The sequence below is a fragment of the Lactococcus sp. EKM203L genome (assembly GCF_011800585.1).
In the GTDB taxonomy this organism is placed as follows: domain Bacteria; phylum Bacillota; class Bacilli; order Lactobacillales; family Streptococcaceae; genus Lactococcus; species Lactococcus lactis.
In genome coordinates this window covers 468,139-487,028 of sequence record NZ_JAALEQ010000003.1, presented here as the reverse complement: position 1 = coordinate 487,028, position 18,890 = coordinate 468,139, and the positions used below count along the sequence as shown (strand labels likewise).

Here is an 18,890-nt window from a genome sequence, read left to right as displayed (position 1 = left end):
AAAACATGAAAGCATTTGGAACAATGGCAGAAAAAGAAACTCCTAAAACAAAGGAAACCCAACCAGAAATTAAGGGGACTTTGACTTATGAAGATAAAGTTGTGCAAAAGATTGTAGGACTAGCATTAGAATCAGTGGATGGACTTCTTTCTGTAGAAGGTGGGTTCTTCTCAAACTTAACAGGAAAACTTATTAATACTGATGATGTTACAACAGGTGTTGACGTAGAAGTTGGGAAAACACAGGTTGCAGTAGACTTGAAAGTAGTTACAGAATATCGTAAGAATGTGCCTGATATTTATGAAAAAATTAAAGAAGTCATTCGTAAAGAGGTTGCGGCAATGACAGAATTGGAAGTTGTTGAAGTTAACGTAACAGTCACAGATATTAAAACGAAAGAGCAACAAAAAGAAGATGATGTAAGTATTCAAGATCGAGTGACTAGCGCGGCTCAAACAACTGGAAAATTCACCTCTGAACAAGTTGATAAAGTAAAAGACAAAGTAGAAGACAATACAGATAAAGAAGCTAGAGTTAAATAAATTTCTAGATAAATCGTGAGAAATAAAAGCCTCTATTATGAGGCTTTTTTAGTAAGTGAGTTCAATTATACAGTTTTTTATTTAGATAGAAGTATCGAGTCAAATAAGTCTAAGGAGATCTTTCATGATAGATTATATTGAAGTGGACGGGGGAAATAGTAATTTAAAGGAGCTTAACTGTTCAAACAGTAATTCTTTACACTCAGTGGTATATCTTTTTAACCCTAAAAATAAAATCTACGATTTTTTTAAAGAAGAGTATCAGCTTGATTTAGAAAACCTTTTGTATGAAGAAGAGGAAGTGATACACGAGATATCTGATACAAAGACAGGTAAAGAAGAATTAAAGATACTTTTTATTTTACCTCACCAAAACTTGAAAAATGATTTGAATCGGAAAATAAAGGCTTTAGTTATCTTAAAACTAGAGGAAAAGCTCATTATTGTAACGAGTGAGAAAGAAGACTTCATTTCTGATTTTTTTAACAATACAGAAGAAAATGTTGAAAGAAGTGAGGTAAATTTTATCCAGCTTTTGAATGTGAGCATCCAAAAAGTAATTAAAGATGTTAAAGAGAAAAGAGAAGAAATTAGTTTGTTGGAAACACAAATACAAAGTATAGGACCTTCAGGGACAATATTTGATGAAATTTTGCGACTGAAAAAATATCTTATCTTGTTAGATTTTATTATTGATTCCGATAGAAAAATATTAAGCTTTATAAAAAGAGAACAAATGGAAAATATTAAAGAAATTCATATGCAAACTGAAGTAACTCTTCTTCAAGAGAGGATGGACACCTTAGAGTCTTTGGTAAGAGCTTATAATAAGTACCTTTCTAGCTTGGATGCAATTATAAATAATAATAGTTCGTTTCAGTTGAACAATATTATGAAAACGTTAACTGAGCTTACAGTTGTCTTAACAATACCAACAATTACTTATGGGTTTTGGGGAATAAATCTCAAGTTGCCTTTTCAAGGTGTCCCTTATGGTTCGTTACTTGTAATTGTTATTTCACTTCTAATCAGTCTATTAGTTTGGTACTGGTTAAAAAAGAAAAAATCTCTTTAGAAAAATTTATAAAATTATAAAGAAAAGAAGGAAAAACTATGAAAATTGGCCTAGTAAAAGCAAACTTCCCTGGAGAAAGACGAGTCCCACTTCTACCAAAAGATATTAAAGATTTTAAAAATGAAATATTGGTAGAGGAGGGGTTTGGAAAATTTCTTGATATTGATGATCAAGAATACATTGACAAAGGATGTCACATTTTATCAAGAGCTGAAGTTTTTGCGGAATCAGAAGCAATCTTCTCACTAAAACTCATCCAGCCTACTGACTATTCCCATCTTAGAGAGGGACAGATGATTATAGGCTGGACACATCCTTTTGGTTCAGGACAATCGTTCATGAAAGAGCAAGCTCTGCCTAAAAAGTTAATTGTTGTAGATTTAGATAGTAACTCGCCTTGCATTTATTATGAAAATGAGATATTTGAATCAGGTATTCCAAAGGGACTATTATATAAAAATAGTTTTTACGCAGGCTATGCAGGGGTTATAGACGCTTTGTTGCAATATGGATTTATTCCAACTGAAGAGACAAAAATAGCTATTTTAGGTTCTGGAAATGTTGCGCAAGGTGCCTTTAGTAGTATCTCAAAATATTCCTCAAACATCCGAATGTATTATCGAAAAACAATGTCAATTTTCAAAGAAAATTATACAAAGTACGACATCATTATTAATGGAATTGAAATTGGGAAAGATGATGATCCAATTTTAAGCTTTTCAGAACAAAAATCATTGAAAAAAGGGGCATTAATAATTGATGTAGCAGCTGATGCTGGAAATACTATTGAAGGAACTCATTTTACTAGTATAGATGCCCCTATCTACGAAAATGATGGAAAATACTATTATGTTGTTCAAAATACTCCATCACTCATCTATCGAAATGTGAGTCAAGAATTAAGTAAGAATTTGAGTGAGAATATTTTTCATAAGGATTGTTCCCTTTTTATTGAAAAGGTTTTACCTCTTAAATAAATGATATTTTATATTTTGATTTTTTAAATTATATACTATCATACCAAGTGTAGAAAGCCACAAAATATAAAGATAGTTCTTTACCTAAATAATTGTATATTAGATGGCGTTATAAATTTATTGCTTTTTATTGTGGTATTAAAGTAAGAAAATGCTTGGAATGCTTAAAATAAGTGATTTTGAAGTTTGATAAAATAAAACTAACCAAAAAACTAACCAAGTAAAGAAAAAGTGTATATAAAAAATTTATTAAATAAAAAATTACTGGTAATAATAACTAGTGATTTTTTATTTAGTAAATTTCTCATAGTTTTAATGTGTCTTATACGCTAAAAATTATAGATAAATATTTTTGGTGTAAAGTATATTTGACTAATAAAATTTTTGATTTTTTATAAATATAGGTATATTATAAAAATAGATTGATAATTATTTCACAATTGTCTATGAAGTTTGAATTTTACTTAGTTGGAGTATATATGAAAAAGCTCACTAAAAACATTGTTCAAAACAAAAAGTTCCCAAAAAACTTTTTGACATATGAACGAGTACATGTTGGAATATATTTATTTTTGCTACTACTTATTTGTGTATTTTCAATTCATACGTTATTTGGAAAAAAACCTAATCCAATGGTAACAAAGGTTTTTAATATAATAGTTTTATCGTTAATTATCGTACTACTATTTTTTGCCTATAAAATGTCTATTTTTATATTTAAAGGTTCTTCAAAATTGACAAGACCTCGTATGGGTGGGGTCTATATAAATCCTAAACATCCTATTGGTAGAATAATATTTCTCATTCTATTTATAATTCCGATAGTTATGATAATCTTAGTATTACTAAATGTGCCAGTTCCAATTAATTATCCTTAAATCAGGTAATAACATTTTGTTTATTATAAATTTATCATAAGAATACTCTTATCATTTATTTTTGTGAAACCTTTTGAGATTAATAGTACTTATGGGGGGCTTTCAAGATTTTGGGCTTTTTATGGTTCGGGATATGTTATGACTTCCATACTTGGACTTATTTTCTTATTTAGTCTATTGTATTATGCTATATTTCAATTGAGATATAAATCAGATAATAAGTCATAAAAATATATTCTCTTAAGATTAAAAAAGTGCACGCTTTTTTCTGAAATGAAATCAAAAAAATAAGAAAAATAAGAAAACTACTAAACAAGACTAGTTTAGTAGTTTTCTTATATATTTTAACCGATCGATTTAGTCCTGTTGTACTGTAATTTGTGGAGATATAATTTTATATTTTATTCCATAAAATACTTCATATCCTAAATAAAAATTATCTTGTAGGTTTACAGTATTCGTACCATAACTAAAAGCATTTTTTGATGATTTTATATTTAGTTTTGCATAAAACGGTTCAGCACCATTTATAGCATAATATGAAATTTATTTATGTTATAAATCTACCTGATATTCAAAAAAAAGCCATTTTTGACAGATTAAGCACATTTCTTTTTTCTCCTTATGAGTTAGACTCTTAAAAATATTAATTGGAGGGCTATCATTGTGCTCATTACTTAAAATCATTGTGGAACTATTGGCAGGATCATCAATTAAACCTATCAGATATTTTGGAGATACATTGAAGTATTCTGATAATACAATTAACCTTATTCCAGAGGGCTCTCCTCCCAACTTATAATTACTCAACGAATTTCTTGGGTATCCCAATTCTCTCTCTATTTGATTTGCAGATTTACCACTTTTTTCAATCAAGTCCTTTAGCCTACGATAAAATAAATCATTCATGAATATAATCTCTCTTTTTATTCATTTCTTTCAGGAAAACTTTAATTTTTCGTAAATAATAGCTTGAAAATCTATGCTAATTGATTAAAATTATATTTTTTTGATATGTAAAGTTTCTTATGGTTTAAATTTTGGAACCAATATTGTAATTTGCATTAATAGGTTTAGTTTTATATAATTAGGATAGTATTGAAAACTAAAAAAAAGCACCAAAATGGTTTTAGATTAAGCAATTTTTGCTTTGGTTTTTCAGAAAAATTAAAGTTTTTCTGAAAAAAGACAATTATATTTATGAATGATTAATTTTTTACCATCTTCTAAATGATTTAGTTGAATCAAGTGGTAAATCCGAAAGATCAAATGAATATTGAATTTTTTAATGAGTACTTTCTAAGAGCGACTTTATCAATAGTGATCATTTTCAAACATGTATAAAAACCAATTAAAAAGTTTTAAATTTATTTAGACTTACATAATACAAAGAGGATATTATGAAGAAGAAAATTAAAGTAATGCTTATTTTTGGAACTAGACCAGAAGCAATTAAAATGGCCCCAATTATTAAGGCGATGGAAAATAACAATCATTTTCAAGAAATTATTGTTGTGACCGGACAGCATAGAGAGATGTTGGATCAAGCTCTTAGTGATTTCAAAATTGTCCCTGATTATGATTTACATTTGATGAAGAAGGAACAAACCTTATCAAGCATAACAATTGATGTTATTAAATCATTAGGAAAAATTTTTGAAAAGGATAAACCAGACATTGTTTTGGTTCATGGTGATACAGCGACAACTTTCGCTGCAAGTGTTAGTGCATTTTATCATAAAATTATTATTGGTCATGTTGAAGCAGGATTACGAACTTGGAATAAATACTCACCTTTTCCAGAGGAAATGAATCGAAGATTAACTGATACGCTCGCGGATTTGTATTTTGCACCAACTATTCAAAGCCAAGAGAATTTGATTTTAGAACATCATAATAGAAATAACATTTTTGTAACTGGTAATACTTCAATCGATGCTCTAAAGTACACCGTTCATAAAGAATATAATCACAGTGTACTAGATAAGGTAACTGAAGGACATCGCATTATTATGCTAACAATGCATCGACGAGAAAACCAAGAAAGTGGTATGGATTCAGTTTTTAGTGCAGTCAAAAATGTAGTTAATCAGTATAGTGATGTTGAAGTTATTTTCCCAGTCCATCTGAGTCCAAAGGTACAAGAGGTTGCCCATCAATACTTTGATGATATTGATAGAGTGCATTTACTACCACCGCTAAATACGGTTGATTTTCAAAATATTGCAGCTCGTAGTTTTTTCATTATGACAGACTCTGGTGGTGTGCAAGAAGAAGCACCGTCTCTAGGGAGGCCGGTTTTAGTTTTACGAGAAAATACAGAACGACCAGAAGGTGTAGCGGCTGGTACTCTGAAATTAATTGGTACTCAGTCTGACATTGTTGAAGAAAACATGCGTTTATTACTCGATGATGAAAATATTTATCAAGGGATGGCAAGTGCTAAAAATCCTTATGGTGATGGTAGAGCGTCTGAACGGATTTTAGATATTATTTATCATCACTTCCAATAGTTTAGTAGGTAATTTATAAATGAAACATAAAATTAGATCATTGACATTAGAAGTTACAATTCTTTTGTTTATTGTTTTTATTTTAGCAATAACAACTCTTGTTGGTTTTCTAGATAAATATCTAATGATTCCAATAACAGTTATAATTTTGATTAGTATTATAACTGGTTTTTTTATTGATCGTATTATTTTAGTGTGGTTAGTAACGATTGTTACATTTATTGGTATTGCATTTGTTTTGAATATTGGTTCGCAAGTCAACGGTATAGTCAAAACTTTATTACTTGTTATATTTCCTTTTTTCGCTACTATGAGCTCATTAATTCGTATACGAATTTTGAGTCGTAGTACATTGATTAACAATCGAAAATTGATTATGCGTAAAATGGAAAAGAAAAATTTGATTACTAAAACACCTACCCAAGTATCACTTAGAAAATATTATGACAAAATTGTCACACAATTTTCTGATAGTGAGCAACTTGTGGTGTTAACCTTAATCTCACTTCCATACTATGAACAACGAGAGTATGCAGATCAAAATCAACTGTTTAAAGTTCTTTCAGATATCTCGGTGTTACTAAAAGATAAACGTCTTCCTAGTGAGCGTATTTTTACTTTTGATAATAATGAATTTATTATTGTGAGTCTAAGAATGGAAGAAGACGAGGTTAATGCATTAAATGTTGAGACTCGCAAACAACTTAATGACATATATTTTATGCTTAACGGAAAAAAACATGAACTACGTTATCAATTTGCGAGTATAAAGCTAGATCAACAGCACCCTTTAAATTTTGATGATGTATTGAAAAAGCTTTATAGAAATCTAGAAACGGATTTAATTGATGAATACTTATTATAAGGATTAAAAAATGACAGAAAGCAATTTCGTACTGATTTCATGGTTAGTGACAGGCATATTTTTTACAAGTTTCGTTATCCTCTTCGTTTGCTTATGGATAATTTATTACAAAGTGATTGACACTTTTAAAGTGGAGGGCGAATGAATGAATTTTATCCAAACAATTATGATATTAGCAATTATATCCATTTGGATAGCTACTGGTTTGGGACTGATGATCCTATTTAGCGCAACCCATTTTTGGTTAACCACTATTAAGAAAGAACGTCAAAAAGTCTTTAGATTAGCAACTTATCCTAAAATTACTATCGTGGTCCCTGCTCACAACGAAGAGGTTGTGATTGCTCAAACTATTGAATCCATAATGAATTTAAATTATCCTAAGACACAGTTAGAATTACTGTTATATGCGGATAATTGTCAAGATGACACATATAATCAAATAATAAGTGTTGTGTCATTAGAAAAGTATAAACATATTAGTGCTCAAGTTATTCAAAGAACCGGAACGGGTGGTAAGGCAGGTGTACTGAATGATGCTCTAAGTATTGCCACAGGTGAGTGGATTTGTGTGTATGATGCCGATGCAATGCCTGAAAAAAATGCACTTCACTTTTTAGTAGAGAAAGCTTTGGAAAATCCTGAGAAGTATGGGGCCGTTTTTGGTAGAAATAAGACCAGAAATTATAAACAGAATTTTTTAACAAGGTGTATTAACTTGGAAATTGTTAATACACAAAGAATTCATCATGTAGGTTTATGGCACCTATTCAAAATTGGTCGAATCCCTGGTACAAATTTTATCATCAAAACTGATTTTGTTAAACATATTGGTGGTTGGGATAATGGAGCATTGACTGAGGATACAGCCATCTCGTTCAAAATAATGCAAAGTGGGAAGCTAATTGCTTTGGCACACAATTCAGAAGCTTTCCAACAAGAACCGGAGACAGTGTCAGCTTATTACCACCAACGCAAACGTTGGGCAAAGGGGAATTATCAGGTGATCTTGGATAATTTCAAACATTTATTTGATAGGAGCGTTTGGCGAATAAAGTGGGAAGTATTCTATTATATTAGTACATTTTTTTGGTTTAATGCTGCAATCGTCATTTCTGATATTATTTTTGTGGCTAACATAGTGACTTGGGGAATCAGTATGTTTAATCCAAGTACCCATATTTTATTTACAATTGGTAGTAATAACATTGAACTTGCGAATTTATTGATGATAAATTGGTTTTTGATGGTTGGTATTTATCTATTGCAAATCAATATAGCGCTCGCGAGCCAATTTGGACAACTAACGGTAAAGAATCTATCAGTTGCACTGATATCATATGTAACATATGCTCAACTATTTATTGTTGTTTCTGTTGTATCTGTGGTGTCTGTGCTTTTGGACCATATTTTACATAGAGATGGTACAAAATGGTACAAAACAAAAAGATTTGGTGATTAAAGGAAGTATAGATGTCTAAAAGAATTTTATCGTTTGTTTGGTTTTTTATTGTTATATTACTTTTTATTTTTTCTGTGATGTATATAAAAGAAGAAAGCTCACAACACAATAAACAACAAATTTATAATCAATGGCAATATAAGTATATTGTTAAAACTTCTCAAGGAAGTTATGTCAATACTTCAGCTAATAGTAAAAATCGCATTGCTTTGTCTGAAGCTCAGGGATATGGCATGTTAATTTCTGTATTGAATAATCAAGATAAGGCTTCAGAAAGTCAATTTCATGATTTTTTTACTTACTACACTCATCATCGAATAAAGGGAACAAGTCTTATGTCTTGGCGTTATATTAATGGAAGCAAGACACAAAAACAAACTGATTTAAATAATAATGCCACCGATGGTGATTTATATATTGCTTATGCATTAATTTTAGCCTCTGAAAAATGGTCACAGCATAAACCTCTTTATAAAACTACTGCAAAACAAATTTTGAATGATATTTTAACATATAATGTTAATCACAATAACAATATTTTGACAGTGGGTAATTGGGCAAATGCTTCATCAAAGTATCAAAATTTGATGAGAACCTCTGATGTTTTACCCTCCTTTTTTGATAAATTTTATAAGTTTTCAAATAATTCACAATGGAGGCTAATTAAAACTAAAATGCTTGATAGCCTTTATCAAGCTAGTCATAAAAGCAAAGTTGGTTTAGTTCCAGACTTTATCCAAGTGACGAACGGAAATAAAGTACATTCTTTATCTCAGGATAAAAACCTAAAATTAAATAAACATGATGACGATTATTACTACAATGCATTTCGAGTCCCATATAATTTAGCAATTAACAAAAATAAAAGTAGTAAAGAAAAACAAGTATTGACAGAAATGATGAAATTTTTTAGTTCTCTTCAAAAAATAAGTGGTGGTTATACTATGTCTGGTAAACCACTCAATAAATTTCAATCAACTAGTATTTCAGCTCCAATATTTTATGCTTCTTCAATTAGCCAAAGATGGCAAACACTTCATCGTGAACAATCATTTGTTTTGGATTATGGCAGTTTAAATCATAATTACTACGACGATACTTTATTGGTTTTGGTACTGTTCAGTTAAAAATGAAGCTCCTCTTGTAAAGTTCCTTTGTTTTTCAAATTTATTAAAAACAAAGAAAAAAGATAACTAGACTAGACAAAACAAAACAAGCATTTCAAAGACTAGCACCGTACCAAAGATGTGGTTGTTTTCGAATGATTGTGAAGAAAAGATTAAAAAAAACAGAATAAGGATGCTATTAGTTATCTGATAAAAGATTGATTTTAGTGTAGAAAGAGAACTATTTGTTACTTAAGAAGTTGTATTTATTAATTCCTCTGGTCCCTAACTTATTGTATTAGTTGGCTTTTCTATAAATATAATATTAAAGCGATGGAGAAGTTTTTAAATGATAGTATTACAGTATCAATTCAGGCTTTGGAAGGAATGAGAAATTACTCCTCAGTTCCTAAATATATAGTAAAAGATTCTGACGATCTTTTAAAGTTATATAATTCTCAAAAAAATGGACTCCAAAATAATGATGTAAAGAAATATTATAAACTTCAATTGGAAGTTAGTAATATGAATATACAACATGGTCAAGTGGGAGAGTTTTTAGAGTATGAAAAATAGAGAACATATTTAATAGTGAAGGAGTTAATATGAGTGTAATTACACCAGCCCCAGTTCCAGCAAGTAATGATAATTTCTATAAAGAAATTGAACAATTACAAAGTAGTTTTAAACAAGAACAAAGTAAAATTAAAGTTGATGTCGAAAAAGAATATAAGCGACTAAAAAAACAAACTGTAAAAAAAGAACAGCACTAACTAATATAGAGTTTGATTTTATCAAGCTCTTTTTTATTGTAATAATGCCAAATAATTAGACGCAAAATGAGCTATTAGAATGGAAAGTCAACAAAAAAACTAACTCAAAATAATTATTTAATGGATATTTACTGACCTTTATGTGAAATAGAAGGTGGGATAAAAACAGCGAAAAAGAGCGTATTGAAGCTAATAGACCTTCACCATAAGATTTTTTACGCCATTCTATCAAAAAACTGACAAAAAGACTAGCAATCCTTTTTATAAGGGATTTTGAAGATTACAATGTCAAAAATTAACCAGAAAACTAACCAACAATAAGATGTGTGTAAAATATTATAGAATAAAGGATTACTATTTAATTATAAGTGGCCTATTATTTTCAAGACATTAGATGTTTTGATGTATTTTGAGAATAATGGGATGGTTTTACTTAGGATGAGAAAAAAGAAGAAGCTTATTAGATAAGCAGATTATCGTATATAGCATTTTCTTAAATACTTGCAAGCTGGTTGAGAATTTAAAGTAGCGAGATTGAATGTTCTGTATGTTTATTATATTCTAATTTTTCCAAATTTTCTATACGTATAAGACATTTTATGTTATGATTAAGTTATAGAAATAATAAAATCGGTAAGTATTTTTCATAATCATGAGATTGCCATGAATGATAGCTTCAATTATTTGTATAATCGTTGCAAAATATGTATTTAGATGTTGTTCATTACTTTATTTAAAAAGGAGAAGTGTTATGCGTAAGAAAAAATTGGGTATTGCCATATTATCACTTTCAGTATTAACATTTGTAGGAATCACTGCTAAAGCTGATGATGTGACTTCACCGAAAATTAAGGTTTTACCAAATGGTGAAGTTAAACTAAGTGCTCCGAAGAGTGCAGAGAAGGTCATTACAGATGACGATAAACAAGTAAAATATCAAGTAGACAGTGCAATTGATTTACAAAATTTAACAACTGGAACAAATTTTACAACACCAATCACAGTAGATAGTCAAATAGTTTCAAATGATGGAACTACAACCAAAGGTACTACAACAATTACTACTGATTTAAGTCAAGCTGAAGTGGTTAATGAAAACAACGACTTGGGAGTAAATTTTGGCAGTATTGCTTGGCAAAATATTTTTGGGACAAAAGTTTTTGCTAATTCTCAAAACCAAAATGTTTCAGATAAAACATATTCAATTTCCTTCAGGCTAAATATTTCATGGACGATATCTAACGGATACGCGGGACTTACAACTGTGTCTGGAGGTTATGGTACTGCTGTAGATAAAGTTTATGTCTCTGCCTCTTCAGTCACTACATCTACCTCCGGTCAAATCAAAGGAACTTCAGGCTATTCCCAACAGGTAAATGATAAAAATATGGGGATTAGTTCTTCGTGGACAATTACACGTAACTATAAACCAGTAAAAGTTCCTGCTTCTGGGGCTCTTGTTGGAGCAACTTATTATGCTACTTTGAAACGTGGAAATGATACATGGAAATTTCAAACAACTAACCGAGCTTATTAGACTAAGAGGAGAAGTTTCATGAAAACTAAATTAATAAAAAAGTGGTATCTACTAGTTTTATTCTTTATTTGGATTGGAACTATGTTTTTGCCTTCTACAGTAAACCAAGAGAAACTGGATACGGTTTTTTACATTAGTAAAAGTAGAGAAGATTTCTTTTATCTTTTGATAAATCAGATTCCTTATGATACCATTGTTTTAATATTGATGATTTCTTTGTCTGTATTTTATACTTTAAAGAATCACTACTTTGGGAAGTACTTTGCTTTTGCTAGTTTAACTCTTTATATTAGTGTATTTATCATAAGAATACCCTTATCATTTATTTTTGTGAAGCCTTTTGAGATTAATAGTGCTTATGGGGGGCTTTCAAGATTTTGGGCTTTTTATGGCTCGGGATATGTTATGACTTCCATACTTGGACTTATTTTCTTGTTTAGTCTATTGTATTATGCTTTATTTCAATTGAGAGATAAATCAGATAATAAGTCATAAAAATATATTCTCTTATGAGTAAGAGATGGCACAATATTTTCTGAAATGAAATCAAAAAAACTACTAAACAGGATTAGTTTAGTAGTTTTCTTGTGTATTTTAATTGATCGATTATACGCCTTTACGCCAAACTTCATGAGAACGGTTCATGAAGTAGAATAGGAATAGTAAAACAATGGAACCAATAAATAGTGTAGTAATAAATGGAAGGGGAGAGAATCCTTTTTCCCTTGAGTAACCAATGATTGATTTTAGAAAGTTGAACCACTTATTTTTCATTGCTGAATTTCCAAGTTGTATAAGAATTGAAAGTACTATAGGAATACTCATTACCAAAAGTAAAATAATAATTTTTTTAAATCCAGAAAAAATATCATTAAAAGTTCCTAGTACTAATCCTAATGAGGAAAAGAAAAATAGTAGAATGAATACCAAGAGAAGAGAGAGTAAAAAGTTATCTGAATGGTAGGCATCTTTAGAGATTAAGAAAATTGTTAGATTAAATTTATCGACTGAGATTTTTGATAGTAATAGTGCAATGATAGAACTCATAAGTGAAGAAATAGCTATCACAGATAAATTAACCATAAAAATGGAAAAACGTTTAAGACCACATTGAATAAAAAATTTGAAATCTGAATTCATACTTAGGAAAGAAATAATAATTGAGAAAAATACTATCGGTATGAGCACATCAGATGAAACTGGATCGCTACTTCCAGAAAAGTATAGTCCAAAAACTGGAAAGAGGATTCCAAATAAAATCCACCAGATAAAGAAAATACCTAAAGAGATTAATTGGTGAATGAGTATATATCGAGTTGCTACTTGAAATTTCATATTAATTTCCTTTCTTTTTACTTGCAATTTTCATAAAGTAATCTTGTAAACTCATAGATTCTATTTTTATGTTACCCATTTTTTTCTGAGGTAACTCTCCTTTGACATAAGCGGTAAGAGAACCTCCCAGAGTTGTTTTTTCTAAGATTTGTAGTTGCTTTGTGAAAGTTTCCACCTCTTCAATAGATCCCGTGACTATATGGGTGTTTTCTAATATATTTTCGACACTATCGTCTTTGATAATTTTGCCTTTATCTAAAATGATTACTTTCTCAAGTAGATTTGATATTTCTTCAATTAAGTGTGTTGAAATAACAAAGGTTCGTGGATTTTCTTGGTATGTTTCTATTAAATAGTTATAAAACAATTCACGATGATTAGCATCTAGACCAAGAACTGGCTCGTCTAGGAAAATATACTCACAGGGCACACATAATGCAATGATGAGTTTAGCTATGCTTCTATAACCTGTTGAGAGCTTATTCATTCTTTTAGTAGGTTCCAACTCAAACTCTGATAACATTTCATTAGCGAGTCTCCAATCAAAATTACCATAAAAACCCTCCATTAAATGAAATAAAGATTTTATTTTTAGTTTTGATGGGTAAAGGTCATCCTCGCTCATTAGATGGATATTATTTAATGATTTTTCATTTTCAGTAACAAGTCGACCATCAAGAGTTATTTTACCTTTGGTATCAAAAATTCTATTATTAATAATATTCAATAAGGTACTTTTACCCGCACCATTATTTCCCAAAAGTCCATAAATTTTTTCTGCTTGAAAATTAACAGAAATATTATTTAAGACATTTTTTTTACCATATGTCTTATAAAGATTTTCAATAATTAAACTCATTTTTCATACCCTCTTTCTACTAATTCTATTAGTTGTTCTTGACTAATATTTAATTTTTTTGCTTCATCAAGGACTTTAAGTAGTTCTTTATTTATAAAATTATCTTTTCTTTGATTTAAAACTTTTTGTTGTGCGCCAATTGTAACAAACATTCCTAATCCTCTTTTCTTTTCGATTAGTTTTTCTTCTACTAATTGATTCATGCCTTTTAATATCGTTGCGGGATTGATTTTGTAATTCTTTGAAATTTCAGTAGTAGAAGGAATTTGAGTTCCTTCTGCGTAGGAACCATTAAATATGCCTTCAGAAATTTCTTCAGCTACTTGTTGATACAAAGCAATATCACTATCAAAATTAAATTTCATATGTCTCCTTTCGTTAATTGGTTAGTTGGTTATGTAACTAAGTATATATCGTTTTGATTATTATGTCAAGTTCTAAAGTATAAAAGTTTTTTTTAATGTCAAATAAAAAAACTACTAAACTATTGAAGTCTAGCAGTTTTTTATAAGTTCAAATAAGAATTATTGTTGTTTCTGATAATATTCATTCATGACTAATTGCTCTAAGGTAAAGTTTTTAGTTGAATGGGCATATTCTAGCTCATTGATTAATTCATTTATGGATAAATTCTTTAAAAAAGAAACGCAAGCGTTTTGCTCGATAACAAGTCCACGACTTATTTTTATTAATATATTCTTGCATTTTCTAAGTTGATTATTTTTATTATTGACAAGATGTTTAATTTCAATAGTAGTTTTATAATCGTTATCTCTGAGTTTCAAAACAAGCTCTAATGCTTTAGAATTACTTAACCCTAAGATGTGATGTAAAAAATTTAAAAGTCTGCTATGCAGTCCTTTAATGCTCATGCCAGTTATACTTTTAATTTTGTCAAAAGAATAATTTCTAGTTAAAAGCATTTCTAATTTTGGAGTTGAACAAAATAAGAGTGAAGCGATAATATTGGCTTCATCTTCAAATGGTAAAACGTCATCAGAATATTTTCCTGAAAATTTTGAAGTAAATACCTTTTTATTATCTTCTAACTTATGAAAATATAAGTGAGTAAGCTCATGTAATATAGTGAATTTGATTCGAGTTAAAGGCATTGATTGATTAATAAATATCAATGTTCTATCTTTTTTAGGCATTGTTAAACCAGAAGTTCTATGCACTAAACTATCGTCTAGGATGATAAAATCAGGATTCTGTACAAGGTCCTTATAGATAATTTCATTTTTTTTAGATTCAAAAAACGAAAAATTAATATTGTAATTGGACTCAAAGTATAAAATTATATCTTTAGGAAAGATTTTTGATACTGGTATTTGACTTTGAGCCGAAATTTGATTAAGTAGTTCATTAGCTAGATTTAGACACTTATTATAAACGTTAGAATCAACAACTCTATATTCAACTTTTTTCATAGAGTAATATTATTTTTTCCAGATAGAATCGTCATTCAATCGTTCTTTAGCGTATTTCATTAAGTCTTTAATAGCTTCATTGAATTTTACTTGTTCATCAGGTGTCATATCTTCACGTTCCATACGAAAAGCAGCGATAAGTTCATTTTCTTCATCACTATAATCAGAATTTGGTACATTTTCACGACCCAATAAATAATCAACGCTGACATTAAAATATTCTGCCAACTCGTCTAATCGTTTTGTGGAAGGATTCTGTCTTTTATAGCTTGAAATTGTGTTTCTAGGGTATCCTAGTTCACGTTCAATTTGATTCATTGATTTATTGGATTTTTTAATAAGTTCTTGAAGTCTTTCATAGAGCATTTTAAACAGTTACTCCCTTCATTAGTAAAAAAATAAAAATTTTTTATAAAAATACTTGACATGTGTAGTTAAATAATATACAATATTGAATGTAGTTAATATAACTACAAAAAAGAAGCGGAAGCGCGCTGAGGCAACTCCCACTAAAATGTTAAATTAATAACCTGAACATTATTAATTTTAACATTTTTGAAGGAGATAAGTCAATGCAAGCACTAAGTTTTAAATCAAACTTTATACAATTGAATAGCTGTGTGTTAAGTCACGTGGCAGGTGCTTGTTCCATTTATCTAACAAGCTAGGGGAGAGAGCCGATGAATGCACCCCGATAACCGAAAGGTCGTATTGTCGTGAGACATTCTGAATATACCGTTTAAGGGGGAGTATGCTGTCAATGAGAGACACTATATTCTCTCTTTTAATTAAAATATGAACAAATAAAGTTTAAATAATTGTCCGAGATGACAAAAAACTAGTCGCTTAAACTATTAGAAATGGCAGTTTTTTATTTAAGAAAAATAATGGTTTTAGTAAAAATCTATCTTAATAAATTTAATTCACTTAGGGATTTGTTGATACTGTCCGTAGGAAATTTGATTTATAACTAAGATAGATTTTTTTATGGGAATATAATTTAATAGGCTAGAGTAATTACTTTATAAGTAATGGTGCTGGTTCAAATCCAGTTGTTCCCTTAATGAAAAAAGAATGGAGATTTTATGGAAAGTTTTTCTGAAAGGTTAATTCATTTAAGACACAGCAATAATTTAACACGAAAACAAGTGAGAGAGAGTTTAGATATTAATGAATCAACATATAATCGTTGGGAAAATGGAAGTAGAACACCTGACAATGAAACTATTGTAATATTTGCTAACTTCTTCAAAGTTACTCCTATGTATATGCTAGGAATTAGTCACCTTAGAAATGGTGAGGAATATTTACTAGATGTTTTAGAAAATATTGAATATGATGATACTATTGAAGGATTGAAAGCTAAAACTGGTTTAGCAGAATATCGAAAAAATTACACGTTGTAATATATTTGTTGCTAAAAGAGACGAATCGAGAAACAATGTTAATTAACTTTTAACAAACCATTTGGTTTGTGATATAATAAACTTAAATTAGAGTAAAGATAGGAATGCATTTATGAATAAGAATTTGAACCCTTTAAATTGGACTAAAAAACAACAAATTATTGGTGGAGCAGTTGCGATTGTTTTAATCGGTGGTGTTACTACTGGAATAGTTAATCATGCAAATCATCAAGCAAAAGAAAGAAAAATTGAAGCTTTAAAAAATAAAAAAATTAAACTTTGTAAGGCTAGGGCCGAAAAAGCAAAACAACTTGAAAAATCTAATGAAGCAGACAGTAAGAAATTACTAGATATTACTGAAAAAACTCCTACTGACAAGAATATTAAACTAGCTGAAGCTTCAATTCTTAAAGTTAAAAATGCTGAAGTAAAAAAAGCTTTTGACAATCAAGTAGTTGGTATTAAAAATCGTGTGAAGTTGGAAACTGAAGCTAAGACAGCCGTTAGTAACTATCAAAAAGACGCTATGAATCAAGATAAGTATAAAACAGCTCAACAAGCTGTAAATAAGCTTACAAGCTCTTATTCAAAAGGTTTGAAAGATACGTTGAACAAACAACTTGCGACTTTTAAGAAACAAGCTGATGACGCTACAAAAGCACAGCAAGCTAAGAGTGCAAGTGATTCAAAAACGAAGGTAACCAACACCAATAAAGAACAATCAGATTCAACTGGAAATACAACTAATAATAGTAACAATGCTAATACAGGTACTGATTCACAAAGCACAGTAAATAATGATGTTGCTAGTGGTTCTAATTTTTACGGTGGAGGAAGTCAAAATAACTATTCACAAGGTGGTTCAAATACTTTTCAAAACAATACTAATTCAGGTTCAAGTAATCAAGGTCAAGGAAATAGTGGACAAAATAATTCTAATTCAAACACAGGTGGGAATGGTTCTAACACAAATAATGATGGTTCTAATGGGGGAAACTCAGGTCAACCAACACATACTTCAAAATATTTAGGTTGGGTATCAGTTGACGGAGTGAGAAGATATTCTCAAACTTTCAATACTTTAGGTGAAGCTCAAAGCTATGTAGATGCTACAGTAAATTCAGCTGAAGTTATTAATTTAGGATTTGAACATAGTATAAGATATGGTGTTGAGCCTGCATAAAATATTTTATTTATTTAAAAAATCACTTTCTTAAATGAGAGTGATTTTTTCTTTAAGCGAACGAATTAGTACGGTTGAATGGGGTTCAAGTCCCTACGTTCGCATAAATTGACCGAGATGTCATTAAACTAATAAAGAAAGGTGGAAATATGATTAAAATTCCAATTAACGCAACGAAACTCTTAGGTTCAAAAGTTACTGTCGATAAGACCATTGAACCAGTCGCACCAAGAGCAGGTGTTGAATCAGGTTATACCAAGTATAGTGCTACAAGTCCATTACAACCGCAAGGTTTTGAATTACGTGTACCAAATGGTAAAGGGGCTAAACCTACTCGCCGTCAAGAAGTTGTTTTGACAGATGTCACGGTTGCTTATGTTCGTAATCGCACACCAAAAGGCAAATATTCACAAGAATATGTTGTTTATGCTGAAGCGCTCAAATTAGCGTAATTATAGGGGGAAATTAAATGTCATTAAAGTTAAGTAAAATTTTTGAAAAAGAAAACAAGTTGACTGAAGAAATCGGTGATTTTGATAAAGCATTAGGTAAAGTTTTGTTCTTGCATGCTGAACCAGTAATGATCTTTGAGGACGGAGAACCAAATGAAGAAACTGGTGAAATTAAACGTTATCCAACGGATAAAGTTGATTATTATGAGGTCAACATTTATTCTGACGCACAAGACAAGCAAATTGTTGTAAAAATGCCTGCTGAAGCTGATTTTTCGGGGCTTGAATATGAAGATGAAATTAAATTGACGAATCGCTCAATTAATTTTTGGTCTGATAAAGAACTCGTACCTACTGGAAACGGTCAGTTCCGAACGAATTACTTTTCAGGTGAAAAATGGAATGCTGAAGGGATTGAAAAAGTGGGTAAATCTAATTCAAAACCTGAACAATCTCCAAAGCCTGAACCTAAAAACAATGAACCGAAGAAATGATAA

22 protein-coding genes and 1 tRNA gene are annotated in these 18,890 nt (G+C 29.9%); 17 read left to right on the top strand and 6 right to left on the bottom strand.

Annotation, left to right across the window (positions count from 1 at the left end; all coding sequences use genetic code 11):
- Nucleotides 1-5 precede the first annotated feature (5 nt).
- The 4 genes from HFD15_RS08155 to HFD15_RS08140 all read left to right on the top strand — a co-directional run bounded on the left by HFD15_RS08155 (nucleotide 6) and on the right by HFD15_RS08140 (nucleotide 3,472).
- A complete protein-coding gene (locus HFD15_RS08155; RefSeq protein ID WP_223848645.1) occupies nucleotides 6-542 on the top strand; it encodes an Asp23/Gls24 family envelope stress response protein in 537 nt (178 codons plus the stop codon).
- A gap of 124 nt (nucleotides 543-666) precedes the next feature.
- On the top strand, nucleotides 667-1,617 hold the full coding sequence (locus HFD15_RS08150) for a CorA family divalent cation transporter (protein WP_029344972.1): 951 nt from the start codon (nucleotides 667-669) through the stop codon (nucleotides 1,615-1,617).
- A gap of 38 nt (nucleotides 1,618-1,655) precedes the next feature.
- Entirely contained in the window at nucleotides 1,656-2,594 is a 939-nt protein-coding gene (locus HFD15_RS08145; RefSeq protein ID WP_015426000.1) for a N(5)-(carboxyethyl)ornithine synthase, read from the top strand.
- Nucleotides 2,595-3,073: 479 nt separating this feature from the next.
- The gene (locus HFD15_RS08140) at nucleotides 3,074-3,472 is read left to right on the top strand and encodes an XRE family transcriptional regulator (RefSeq protein WP_225513617.1); all 399 of its coding nucleotides are present in this window, start codon (nucleotides 3,074-3,076) and stop codon (nucleotides 3,470-3,472) included.
- Nucleotides 3,473-4,027: 555 nt separating this feature from the next.
- On the opposite strand, the gene HFD15_RS08135 is transcribed toward HFD15_RS08140, so the two are convergent.
- Nucleotides 4,028-4,381: a helix-turn-helix transcriptional regulator gene (locus HFD15_RS08135; protein ID WP_015426002.1), complete on the bottom strand. Its 354-nt coding sequence runs from the start codon at nucleotides 4,379-4,381 to the stop codon at nucleotides 4,028-4,030.
- Between the two features lie 491 nt (nucleotides 4,382-4,872).
- On the opposite strand from HFD15_RS08135, the gene wecB reads away from it, so the two are divergent.
- From wecB to HFD15_RS08095, 8 genes are all read left to right on the top strand, one after another.
- Nucleotides 4,873-5,985: a non-hydrolyzing UDP-N-acetylglucosamine 2-epimerase gene (gene wecB / locus HFD15_RS08130; RefSeq protein WP_012897102.1), complete on the top strand. Its 1,113-nt coding sequence runs from the start codon at nucleotides 4,873-4,875 to the stop codon at nucleotides 5,983-5,985.
- A 19-nt stretch (nucleotides 5,986-6,004) separates the two neighbouring features.
- A complete protein-coding gene (locus tag HFD15_RS08125) occupies nucleotides 6,005-6,850 on the top strand; it encodes a hypothetical protein (protein ID WP_012897103.1) in 846 nt (281 codons plus the stop codon).
- A gap of 145 nt (nucleotides 6,851-6,995) precedes the next feature.
- The gene (locus HFD15_RS08120; RefSeq protein ID WP_015426003.1) at nucleotides 6,996-8,312 is read left to right on the top strand and encodes a glycosyltransferase family 2 protein; all 1,317 of its coding nucleotides are present in this window, start codon (nucleotides 6,996-6,998) and stop codon (nucleotides 8,310-8,312) included.
- 11 nt (nucleotides 8,313-8,323) lie between these two features.
- Nucleotides 8,324-9,439, top strand: a complete 1,116-nt coding sequence (locus HFD15_RS08115) for a glycosyl hydrolase family 8 (RefSeq protein WP_012897105.1) — start codon at nucleotides 8,324-8,326, stop codon at nucleotides 9,437-9,439.
- 312 nt (nucleotides 9,440-9,751) lie between these two features.
- Entirely contained in the window at nucleotides 9,752-9,994 is a 243-nt protein-coding gene (locus tag HFD15_RS08110) for a hypothetical protein (RefSeq protein WP_012897106.1), read from the top strand.
- 29 nt (nucleotides 9,995-10,023) lie between these two features.
- Complete coding sequence (locus HFD15_RS08105; RefSeq protein WP_012897107.1) at nucleotides 10,024-10,191, top strand: hypothetical protein; 168 nt, start codon at nucleotides 10,024-10,026, stop codon at nucleotides 10,189-10,191.
- A gap of 751 nt (nucleotides 10,192-10,942) precedes the next feature.
- The gene (locus HFD15_RS08100) at nucleotides 10,943-11,728 is read left to right on the top strand and encodes a hypothetical protein (protein ID WP_012897108.1); all 786 of its coding nucleotides are present in this window, start codon (nucleotides 10,943-10,945) and stop codon (nucleotides 11,726-11,728) included.
- 18 nt (nucleotides 11,729-11,746) lie between these two features.
- A complete protein-coding gene (locus HFD15_RS08095; RefSeq protein ID WP_015426006.1) occupies nucleotides 11,747-12,223 on the top strand; it encodes a hypothetical protein in 477 nt (158 codons plus the stop codon).
- Between the two features lie 111 nt (nucleotides 12,224-12,334).
- Here HFD15_RS08095 and HFD15_RS08090 read toward each other — a convergent pair whose 3' ends face one another.
- The 5 genes from HFD15_RS08090 to HFD15_RS08070 form a co-directional block, all read right to left on the bottom strand.
- Nucleotides 12,335-13,063: a hypothetical protein gene (locus HFD15_RS08090; RefSeq protein WP_015426007.1), complete on the bottom strand. Its 729-nt coding sequence runs from the start codon at nucleotides 13,061-13,063 to the stop codon at nucleotides 12,335-12,337.
- 1 nt (nucleotide 13,064) lies between these two features.
- Complete coding sequence (locus HFD15_RS08085; RefSeq protein WP_015426008.1) at nucleotides 13,065-13,922, bottom strand: ATP-binding cassette domain-containing protein; 858 nt, start codon at nucleotides 13,920-13,922, stop codon at nucleotides 13,065-13,067.
- Nucleotides 13,919-14,287: a GntR family transcriptional regulator gene (locus HFD15_RS08080; RefSeq protein WP_012897112.1), complete on the bottom strand. Its 369-nt coding sequence runs from the start codon at nucleotides 14,285-14,287 to the stop codon at nucleotides 13,919-13,921. Before HFD15_RS08080 ends, HFD15_RS08085 begins: the two co-directional genes overlap by 4 nt.
- Nucleotides 14,288-14,446: 159 nt before the next feature.
- Nucleotides 14,447-15,352 (bottom strand): ImmA/IrrE family metallo-endopeptidase, encoded by a 906-nt coding sequence (locus HFD15_RS08075; protein ID WP_015426009.1) that lies wholly within the window; start codon nucleotides 15,350-15,352, stop codon nucleotides 14,447-14,449.
- Nucleotides 15,353-15,361: 9 nt separating this feature from the next.
- On the bottom strand, nucleotides 15,362-15,718 hold the full coding sequence (locus tag HFD15_RS08070; protein ID WP_012897114.1) for a helix-turn-helix transcriptional regulator: 357 nt from the start codon (nucleotides 15,716-15,718) through the stop codon (nucleotides 15,362-15,364).
- A 623-nt stretch (nucleotides 15,719-16,341) separates the two neighbouring features.
- Here HFD15_RS08070 and HFD15_RS08065 point away from each other — a divergent pair.
- From HFD15_RS08065 to HFD15_RS08045, 5 genes are all read left to right on the top strand, one after another.
- Nucleotides 16,342-16,413, top strand: a tRNA-Ile gene (locus HFD15_RS08065).
- 24 nt (nucleotides 16,414-16,437) lie between these two features.
- Entirely contained in the window at nucleotides 16,438-16,758 is a 321-nt protein-coding gene (locus tag HFD15_RS08060; protein WP_012897115.1) for a helix-turn-helix domain-containing protein, read from the top strand.
- A 112-nt stretch (nucleotides 16,759-16,870) separates the two neighbouring features.
- Nucleotides 16,871-17,941 carry a hypothetical protein gene (locus HFD15_RS08055; RefSeq protein WP_167593376.1) on the top strand — a complete coding sequence of 357 codons (1,071 nt, stop codon included), beginning with the start codon at nucleotides 16,871-16,873 and terminating at the stop codon, nucleotides 17,939-17,941.
- A 149-nt stretch (nucleotides 17,942-18,090) separates the two neighbouring features.
- Nucleotides 18,091-18,393 carry a hypothetical protein gene (locus HFD15_RS08050; protein WP_012897117.1) on the top strand — a complete coding sequence of 101 codons (303 nt, stop codon included), beginning with the start codon at nucleotides 18,091-18,093 and terminating at the stop codon, nucleotides 18,391-18,393.
- Between the two features lie 17 nt (nucleotides 18,394-18,410).
- Nucleotides 18,411-18,887, top strand: a complete 477-nt coding sequence (locus HFD15_RS08045) for a DUF961 family protein (RefSeq protein ID WP_012897118.1) — start codon at nucleotides 18,411-18,413, stop codon at nucleotides 18,885-18,887.
- The last annotated feature ends 3 nt before the right edge of the window (nucleotides 18,888-18,890 follow it).